Genomic DNA, 8,780 nt, shown 5'->3' with positions numbered 1-8,780 from the left:
GATTAGAATGTCTACTACATCTTTATGGCCCTCTCTGGCTGCAAGATGTAAAGGAGTCTCGTCCACAATACCTTCTGCATTAACATTTGCTCCTTTTGCAATGAGAGTTTTTACTACATCTTCGCAGGCCTCTCTGGCAGCAAGATGTAAAGGAGTACATCCATCATCATCTTTTGCATTAACGTTTACTCCTTTATTTAATAGGTTTTTCACCTCCTCCTCATTATTATGTTTAACAGCTGAATGCAAAGCTTTGATGTTCTCTTGTGCCTTTAATAGAGCTCCTTTTACCACTTCATGGCCTTTTTGAGAAGCAAATGTTAAAGGAGCCCATTTATAATGATCTTTCGCATTAACATCTGCTCCTTTTTCAATTAGAGTTTCTACTATATCTTCGCGGCCATTTGCAGCAGCAAGATGTAAAGAAGTCCACCCATCACTATTTTTTGCATCAACGTTGATTCCTTCTGCTTTTGATAGAACTTGTACTATCTCTTTGTGGCCATTTGTAATAGCAAGATGTAAAGGAGCCCATCCTTTATCATTTTCTGCATTAACATTTGCTCCTTTTCCAATTAGAGTGTTTACTACATTTTCGTGGTTCTTTTCAACAGCAAAATGTAAAGAAGTCCATCCATCACCATTTTTTGCATCAACAATTGCTCCTTTTCCATTTAGAATGGTTACTACATCTTCGTGGCCATAGTGAGCAGCAATATGTAAAGGAGTAATTTTATTATCATGTTCTGCATTAATATCTGCCCCGTTTTCAATCAGAGCTTTTGCTACATTTGCACAGTTCCAATAAGAAGCAAGATGTAACAATTTGACTTCCTTAGAATTTTGACCACGAGATATAGTAAATATGTAATTTATGCCAGATCCACTATCATTGTCAGGTTTACTCTTTTCCCACTCTTGACATAAATCTGGATCTTCTTCTTGTAACTTAGCTTTTATTTTTTCAACTATATTGTCCTTGCTCAAATCTGAAAGGTCATTTATTTTTTTTAATATTTCCATAAATTTATCATATTCTATAACTTCCTCACTTAAAATACATAACTTAGTTGTTATATCTTTTAACATAGAAGTCAAGAACCTAAATATTCGTTATTATCTTTCCTTAAAGAGTCATTTTAGTTATATTACAGACTATGAAAAACCTCAACTTTAGGAAGGAAATCAAATTTTTTTCTCTGTCGTTTATAACTTTATTTGTTCTATGGATTATACTGTCTGGTTATTTTGAACCGTTTTTTATTTTTTGTGGAGTGTTTTCCTCTATATTCACATTGTTTATCTTTAGACGGTTGATAAACGCTGAAAGCGCTCTGAGTCAGATTTTAAATGGTACGAGTAGACTGTCGTTTTATAAGTTAGTAAGTTATATACCGTGGTTAATGTACCAAATCATTTTATCAAGTGTTTATGTAACAAAAAAGGTGCTACAACTCAAATCTAAGCTTGAACCGATCATTATCCTAAGAAAATGCAAAGGGCATAATGACGAAAGCATTGCGTTATTTGCCAATTCAGTCACAATCACTCCCGGAACTTTAACTATCAATGTTGAAAGTAAGCAGAAAACATATTTCTCTACCATGTATTTGATAGATAAAGATCTTGAAAGCGGCATTTCTGAAATAGAAAATAAAATCTTAAAAATACTACGTTCAGTTAAGTAATTGCTTTAAATAAGTTAACAGCATCCTTATATTCCCTTACAAGACTTTCAAGCATTTCTTTTGGAAGGCTATTGTTAACAATAGAACATAAATAATTATACAAATCTTCTAACCTTAATATGTTATTTCTCTTCTTGCTGTTGAATTTATACGGAAAAATACCTTCCATAACTTCAATAGTAGTAGCCTTGTTTAAAAATACATTTTCACTTGTCACGCTTATTCTTGCTAAAACAGTGTTAATTTCAGGTTCGTCACTCGTATAAAAATCTGATAGCTGAGTTATTCTAATAACGTACAAAGTTACTATTTTTGACAAGCAATTATCAGCATATTCACAATTTTTTATTACCTCCCACTGAGTAACCTGAGATTTACCTATTTTTGCATTGTTCGGTAATTTACTCATTGAACTTTCTCCATTTAATCCAGTGTAATAAATTATACTAATACTTTGTTAAATAAATAATAACGCGATTACAAAAATATATACTTATAGTGGTATATTATACAAAAATAGCACAATATCTAAGCATTAAAGCTAGTTTAAGCTGGGTACATGAGGCTATTCGTTATTTTTGTGTTGTCCAATGAGGTCCAAAATTAGAGGTCCACTGATAAAAGAGTTTAGTTTACCTTCTTTGCTATAAAATAAGTTTTCCTTTTGAGCTGTTTTGTTAGTATTAACTAAATCCTAAACTAACTGTGCTATAATGAAAAAGATAAAACTCGGAATACTAATTTCAGGTAGGGGGTCGAATATGCAGGCCTTGATAGAAGCATGTCAAGATCAGAATTTTCCCGCAGAAGTTGCATGTGTTATCACAAATAACAGCGAAGCTGCTGGTCTGAAAACAGCAGAGCAAGCAGGAATCCCAGCGTTTGTTGTTAAGGATAAACCACTTGATGCTGATAAAATTCACAAAATACTTGTTCAACATAAGGTTGATTTAATTTGCCTTGCAGGGTTTATGAGAATTCTCAAAGCTGATTTTCTGAGTAAATGGCATAACAAGGTGATAAATATTCATCCCTCTTTACTTCCGTCTTTTAAAGGCCTAAACGCTCAAGAGCAAGCTCTAAAAGCAGGTGTAAAAATTACAGGTTGTACTGTACATTATGTCACTCCTGAAGTTGATGCTGGAGCCATAATTGCTCAAGCTGCTGTGCCAGTGTTACCAGCTGATGATATTCAAAGCCTCTCAGAACGCATTCTAGCTGAGGAGCATAAGTGTTATGTAGAAGCAGTAAGATCAATAGCAGAAAGTATTAATTATTGACCTTGAGTGTTTCTTCCAACTTCAACAAAAAATAAATTTTCAGGTTCCAGTAAAGAACTTGCCAGTTCGTTTACTTCCTCTAATTTAACATCATTAATGATATTCGCATAATTGTTTATAAGGTTAACATCACAATCATTTATCTGTATATTATCGAGCAGCATTGCTATATTTGTGTTATTGGACAGGAAAAGGACAAGATTATCTACCAAGCCAATTTTTGCATCCTTGAACAATTGTTCGTCAATTCCTTCCTTTCTTATCCTGCTCAATGTATCTTTTACCGCTGATATAGCTTTGCCAGCAGTAGAACTATCAGTATTCATAAATCCAAATATAACATTTCCATGTTTATTGGGAATAATACTTGCATAAACACCATAAGTAATACCCAAGTTTTGCCTCAGTTCTGTCATTAATATTGAATTCAGCCTCATGCCACCAAGTGCATCAATTAAGACACCAGCGTTATAATAATTAGGATCTTCATAAGCTATACCTTTTTGAGCAAAAAGTATCACACTCTGTGGTATATCCATAAAAATACTCTTACTTTCTGCGGAACCAAAATTATTTTTTACAGGTATTTTTCTAACTTTTGATCCTTTTGACGGCAATTTAGATAAATATTTATCTAATAGCGTAATAATTTCTTCTTTTTTTGCACAACCAGCAACACTGATAACTATGTTATCTTTAGCAAAATTACGCTTTATGTATGTTAAAACATCGTCTCTAGTAATGCTCATTATAGTATCAAGAGTACCGTACACACTTTTTGAGTAAGGGTGTTTTTTAAACAATAACGTATCTAATTCTTTTCCAGCAACAAAGCCAGGATTTTTTTCAAGATTATTAAAATCAACTTTAGTTTTCTCGAAAACTCTATTCAACCCTTCAGGGTCAACTTTAGGACGCATTATAGTATCGCTCAGTAATGAAATTGCTTCCTCTAGATTGTCAGACAAAGTATTTAATGAAACCCTAAATGCTTCTAAATCAGCAATAAAATTTAAACTAATCCCTTTATCTTCAAGCTTTTTCGCAAAATCTTTGGCATCATTTTTTCCTGCCCCTTCTTGGATTACAAGAGAAGTAAACCAAGCAAGCCCCTGTTTTTCCTCATTCTCATACACGTAACCTGCATCCTTGAACGATATATTTAGTGAAACTTTTGGCAAATCATGATTTTCTACAAATAAAAACTTAAATCCTTTACGGGTGGTGACCTCCTCTATATTTAGGTTACCACTTGCTTGTAAATTAAAGCTTAGACAGAAAAAAAATAGAAATATAATTTTACTTATTCTCACTATTATCTCCTTTTGGTAATAAACGACCAATTAACTTATTGAAAGAAAAGATAGTACGAATTTTGTTATTTACATCCTCTAGATTGACATCATTAATCTTGCTATATGAAATATCTATTTCATCAAGTGGAATGCCAAGTGCTAGGTGCGGCACATAAAACATTGCTATATGAGTTAAGTCAGATAGATTATCAAACTGTGCTGCTTTGTATCTATATTTCGAGCTTTGCAACTCCTCATCCGTTATTCCTTTAGACATGAAGTTATTAATAGCATTATCTAACTCTCTTTCAACAATATCTAAATTAACTCCGCTTTTTGGAATGACCTGAATATCAATGTAGCCATCACTAAAAGCTAGGCTATTATAATAAGCAAACACTGATACTGCCACATCTTCATCTAAAACCAGATCATTATACAGTCTGCTGGATTTGCCGCCACCTAAAATTTCAACCGCTAAATGAGCAGCGGAAGCTTCATTTATATGCTCAAATAAGGGTACACGATAACGAAAATATAAAACTGGTTCTTTTACTTCAGTGCTCTCTAAGGTCACCGATAGACCTGCATTATGCACTGGATCCTGATTTGGGTAATTTCTCATTACAGGCTTAGCTTTAATTTCGCCATATTTTTCTTCTGCTAATTTCACTACTTCATCAAGTTCCACATCACCCACAATCAGTAATATTGCATTGCCGGGGTGATAATAGTTATTATGAAACCTCGTTATGTCATCCTGATTGTAAGTTTTGATATCGCTCTCCCAGCCAATAACAGATCTACCATAGCCAGTACGATAAAATGCACTATCCATTTCTTCCCATAACAAGTTATGAGGTTGGTTATCAAATCTCATTTTTCTTTCTTCCAGTACAATGTTTTTTTCTCTATCTATTTTGTCTTGAGTAACATTAAAGCTGCCCATTCTATCTGCTTCAACTTCCATTGCAAGTGGTAAATCTTTTTTTGGGACCAACTCAAAATAACAAGTATATTCTTTAGTGGTAAACGCGTTAAATTTAGCCCCAATGCTACTCATAGTGGCTTCTATGTCTTTAAACTTTCCTGTAGTTTTAAACATTAAGTGTTCAAAGTAGTGAGCCAATCCTGCTTTGCCGATTGGATCATCCATTCCCCCAACTTTGTATATTACTGCATGTAAAACAGACGGAATTCGATGATTAGGAACAACATAGACATCTAGTCCGTTACTGAGTTTAGCATATTTTATGTTGTGCTCTATGCTCAAAGCCTTCAAAGAAATTGAGCAAGTAAAAAAAAGTACAGGTAGTATAAGAAAACTAAAAAACTTATGAAGCATTATTTCGACCTAATATAAAAACAATTATTTTATTCCTCATTGTTGTTTGAAAATAAACATATCATATGTGTACCACTTATATAGCGATGTCAACATTATGTAAACATAATTATTTTATTCCTCATTTTGTTTAGAAATAAGCATATCGTATATATACCACTTATATAACAATGTAAACATTCCACAAACTATAGATAAATCTGCTAAATTAAAGGCTGGCCAATACCAATCATCAATATGAAAATATATGAAATCATATACAGCTCCCCAACAGATCCTATCAACTACGTTTCCGATTGCTCCACCAATCATCAGAGAAAAACCAAGGTAAGTTGACTGATCGTCAGACTTGTATATCAAACATGCAAGTATACCAATTATTAGTATTGAAAATGCTGAAAAAAAGGAACCGCCATGTGGTAAAGCGCTACACATTCCAAAACTAATACCTGAATTCCAAACTTCAACTAGTTTTATAAAACTAGCGATCTCAATTGATTCTCCTTCATCAATCAATGAGTTTATGTACAATTTGCTCGTTTGGTCAATCAATACTATAATTAATATAACAACTAAGCATAACTTTTTCATAAATTTGCCTTTAACCTATAAACTTTAAGTATATCATAATTTATCTGTTTTGTTAACTCCTCAATACTATGGAATTTTTTTTCTGACCTTATGAATTTTAAAAGTTGTATATTGACTTTATGACTATATACGTCTTCATCAAAATCGAATATGTGCATTTCTATTATAGGCTTTTTCAGATCCTTAAAAGTAGGTCTCATACCAATATTGACTACTCCATATAACCAATTTGGATTACTATCAGGAAAAGTCACTCTAGCGTAATATGTGCCAAACTTAGGTTTTATCATGCAATCTTCTATAGGAATATTTATGGTTGGAAATCCTATTTCTCTACCTCTACATGCACCTTTTGTCACAACACCAGAAACTTGATAAGGCCTGCCGAGCAATTTATTAGCAATTTCTATTTCGCCCCTTTGTACATACTCCCTTATTGAAGAAGAAGAGCAAATTTTGCCGTCAATTGTTAATGGCTCTAATTTAGTCAAAGAGTATCCATATATTTCAGAATATTTCTCTAGAGTTAATATATTACCCAATCGTTTATGACCAAAAGTGCAATTTTCTCCGACAATTATGTGTTTAGCGCCATATTTATCTATTAAAATCTCACTGATAAAGTCATCGCAGCTAACCTCAGAAAAACCTCTATTAAAATTAATAATATATAAGTAATCTATACCATAGCTGCTGATTAGTTCCTTTTTTTGTTCTTGGTCTATTAACCTAAAATTGTTTCTACCAAATAAAACAGTTGATGGGTGAGGCTCAAAAGTTAAAACTGCAGAGGGTAATCCTCTTTCTTGTGCTACCTTCTTTAGAGTAGAAATTGCAAACTCGTGTCCTAAATGAATGCCATCGAAATTTCCGAAGGTTAGTGCTATATTATTTTCTATCCCTTGCTCACAATTATAAATAATTTTCATACAATTTGATGTTTTTACATGTTTCTTATATATAATAACTATATTTTAGTAAGCTACGGAGATAAATTGTGAAAAATGTTGTGATATATGTAAAGAAGGGCTGTCCATACTGCATAAGGGCAAAGGATTTACTAGATAAAAAAGGTGTGAAGTATGAAGAAATTGATGTGCTCAAAAACTCAGATCTATTTAACGACATAAAATCAAAGTATAACGTTAGAACAGTTCCACAGATTTTTATCAACGATAAGCACATTGGGGGGTGTGACAAATTGATGGATCTTGAAAAAGAAGGAAAGTTGGATGATATGCTAAATAATAATGACAATCACACTGATGTCACAACCTACACAAACAGCAATGATGAATGTGGAGAGTGTGTTATACCACATGATGATTTTATGTAACTTTTTATCTTGTTTTGTCGTGTAATACGTAAATGAAAACTAGTATGCTCACTTTAAACAATTCTTAATGAATTAAAAATACAATTCATTCAGTGAGTTTTTTTAGTGGGAAAAAATGACAAAAAATATTTCAATTATTAGCAGAAACTTAATTAGTATCGAATTAGTTAACAAACAAGATTTAGAGAATTTCATCAAGATTTTCACAGTGCTTGATAAACATATAGCAGCTAAAACACTTTTTACAGAAGAAGTGAGAATAGAGTATAAACAACACAACGGCATAGAAGTTGTTGAATTGCTAAAAGATACAGACTTTACATATCATGAGGTTGAAAATGTATTGAACCACCTGAGTAAACATGGAATGAAGGTGCCCAGCAGTGTTATAGCACACACCCTTTTTGCTGCATACAATCATGCACTTGAATTTAAGGATGTAGCATTTTCCTTTTCTGAAGGCTCTCCACAATTTAACATCAGAGTGAGTAAGAACACCTTCATAATAACTCCTATGAGTGAGGAGAATTTGGAATTGAATTCACAAAGTAGCAAGAAATTAATAGAGTCGTTACAGAGCGGAAAAAATATTTATGATTGTATAGTAGAAGAAAATACCATTAAAGTTATAGTGCATTCTGAAATACATCAAGCTATAAATTTGATTATAAAATCAATGATAAAGTCTCGCCTTTTAGCAAAAGAGGAAGAAGGAAAATTCAAAGAGAAATTGAGACAACTTGCTTTTAAGGATCAAGCTTTTGTTGAGTATTCCAGTATCAAAACCATCAGTAGGTATCCACATAATCATCCTCTGAGAAAGCATGAAAGTGTTACTAAGGATATAGAAAATATTTTATGTGATTTCATAGCAAATGAGAATAGCGAGTTCGCTATAGAGCGGTTAAATAGGCTGAGCTCAGCAGTTTCTCCAGATACTCCAAGAATCATCACTAAAACTATAGATAAACTTGTTAAGTTTCACTAAGATATACGAGAGCCAATAGATTTCTTGTATTACCTTTTGTCGTCCAAGTAGCCAAGGCTACTTGGTTCTTTTTTTGGGTTCCAGCTATGTACATAGCTGTATGAACATTGTAGCCGTTATTCAAGTAGCTATAGAAACGAAAAACTTCCTTGACAAACTCCGCCAGTCCCCTTATCATGAAACTGAAGCTATTTATTTATCTTCTCTGTACAGATTAAATGACAAAAAAACTCACGTATCTGGCGTCTCATGTTTAA

General features: G+C 32.9%; 10 protein-coding genes. 4 read left to right on the top strand and 6 right to left on the bottom strand.

The annotated features are described in order from the left end of the window. Positions 1-1,089, bottom strand: a 1,089-nt coding sequence (locus tag OZD66_RS04385; RefSeq protein ID WP_275022327.1) for an ankyrin repeat domain-containing protein, incomplete at its 3' end; no start/stop codon positions are given. Between the two features lie 68 nt (positions 1,090-1,157). Here OZD66_RS04385 and OZD66_RS04380 point away from each other — a divergent pair. Continuing rightward, positions 1,158-1,688 carry a Na+/H+ antiporter subunit E gene (locus OZD66_RS04380; RefSeq protein WP_182367035.1) on the top strand — a complete coding sequence of 177 codons (531 nt, stop codon included), beginning with the start codon at positions 1,158-1,160 and terminating at the stop codon, positions 1,686-1,688. On the opposite strand, the gene OZD66_RS04375 is transcribed toward OZD66_RS04380, so the two are convergent. Beyond that, on the bottom strand, positions 1,681-2,097 hold the full coding sequence (locus tag OZD66_RS04375; protein ID WP_006279382.1) for a hypothetical protein: 417 nt from the start codon (positions 2,095-2,097) through the stop codon (positions 1,681-1,683). The two genes, OZD66_RS04380 and OZD66_RS04375, sit on opposite strands and share 8 nt — an antisense overlap. Before the next feature lie 304 nt (positions 2,098-2,401). On the opposite strand from OZD66_RS04375, the gene purN reads away from it, so the two are divergent. Further along, positions 2,402-2,968: a phosphoribosylglycinamide formyltransferase gene (gene purN / locus OZD66_RS04370; RefSeq protein ID WP_182367033.1), complete on the top strand. Its 567-nt coding sequence runs from the start codon at positions 2,402-2,404 to the stop codon at positions 2,966-2,968. Here the strand turns inward: purN and OZD66_RS04365 are convergent. The 4 genes from OZD66_RS04365 to ribF all read right to left on the bottom strand — a co-directional run bounded on the left by OZD66_RS04365 (position 2,962) and on the right by ribF (position 7,128). After that, a complete protein-coding gene (locus tag OZD66_RS04365) occupies positions 2,962-4,281 on the bottom strand; it encodes a M16 family metallopeptidase (protein ID WP_182367031.1) in 1,320 nt (439 codons plus the stop codon). The two genes, purN and OZD66_RS04365, sit on opposite strands and share 7 nt — an antisense overlap. Beyond that, positions 4,268-5,608, bottom strand: a complete 1,341-nt coding sequence (locus tag OZD66_RS04360) for a M16 family metallopeptidase (RefSeq protein ID WP_182367029.1) — start codon at positions 5,606-5,608, stop codon at positions 4,268-4,270. Before OZD66_RS04360 ends, OZD66_RS04365 begins: the two co-directional genes overlap by 14 nt. Before the next feature lie 114 nt (positions 5,609-5,722). Then, positions 5,723-6,199 carry a signal peptidase II gene (lspA, locus tag OZD66_RS04355; protein WP_182367027.1) on the bottom strand — a complete coding sequence of 159 codons (477 nt, stop codon included), beginning with the start codon at positions 6,197-6,199 and terminating at the stop codon, positions 5,723-5,725. Beyond that, positions 6,196-7,128, bottom strand: coding sequence for a riboflavin biosynthesis protein RibF (ribF, locus tag OZD66_RS04350; protein ID WP_010082493.1), 933 nt, complete (start codon positions 7,126-7,128; stop codon positions 6,196-6,198). The genes lspA and ribF overlap by 4 nt, the downstream gene beginning before the upstream one ends. A gap of 68 nt (positions 7,129-7,196) precedes the next feature. On the opposite strand from ribF, the gene grxC reads away from it, so the two are divergent. Together grxC and OZD66_RS04340 are read left to right on the top strand one after the other, a co-directional pair. Continuing rightward, positions 7,197-7,535, top strand: a complete 339-nt coding sequence (gene grxC / locus OZD66_RS04345) for a glutaredoxin 3 (RefSeq protein WP_007550037.1) — start codon at positions 7,197-7,199, stop codon at positions 7,533-7,535. A gap of 115 nt (positions 7,536-7,650) precedes the next feature. Then, positions 7,651-8,523, top strand: a complete 873-nt coding sequence (locus OZD66_RS04340; RefSeq protein WP_182367025.1) for a hypothetical protein — start codon at positions 7,651-7,653, stop codon at positions 8,521-8,523. Positions 8,524-8,780: the final 257 nt, after the last annotated feature.

This window comes from Wolbachia endosymbiont of Drosophila baimaii, assembly GCF_028982185.1.
In the GTDB taxonomy this organism is placed as follows: domain Bacteria; phylum Pseudomonadota; class Alphaproteobacteria; order Rickettsiales; family Anaplasmataceae; genus Wolbachia; species Wolbachia pipientis.
Note: the sequence above shows the minus strand (reverse complement) of the source record. Positions and strands in the feature narration are given on the sequence as shown.

Bases quoted from the DNA above. Each gene is read 5' to 3' on its own strand.
- OZD66_RS04340 (WP_182367025.1), top strand. From the start codon at position 7,651: ATGACAAAAAATATTTCAATTATTAGCAGAAACTTAATTAGTATCGAA.
- OZD66_RS04360 (WP_182367029.1), bottom strand. From the start codon at position 5,608: ATGCTTCATAAGTTTTTTAGTTTTCTTATACTACCTGTACTTTTTTTT.
- purN (WP_182367033.1), top strand. From the start codon at position 2,402: ATGAAAAAGATAAAACTCGGAATACTAATTTCAGGTAGGGGGTCGAAT.
- lspA (WP_182367027.1), bottom strand. From the start codon at position 6,199: ATGAAAAAGTTATGCTTAGTTGTTATATTAATTATAGTATTGATTGAC.
- OZD66_RS04380 (WP_182367035.1), top strand. From the start codon at position 1,158: ATGAAAAACCTCAACTTTAGGAAGGAAATCAAATTTTTTTCTCTGTCG.
- ribF (WP_010082493.1), bottom strand. From the start codon at position 7,128: ATGAAAATTATTTATAATTGTGAGCAAGGGATAGAAAATAATATAGCA.
- OZD66_RS04375 (WP_006279382.1), bottom strand. From the start codon at position 2,097: ATGAGTAAATTACCGAACAATGCAAAAATAGGTAAATCTCAGGTTACT.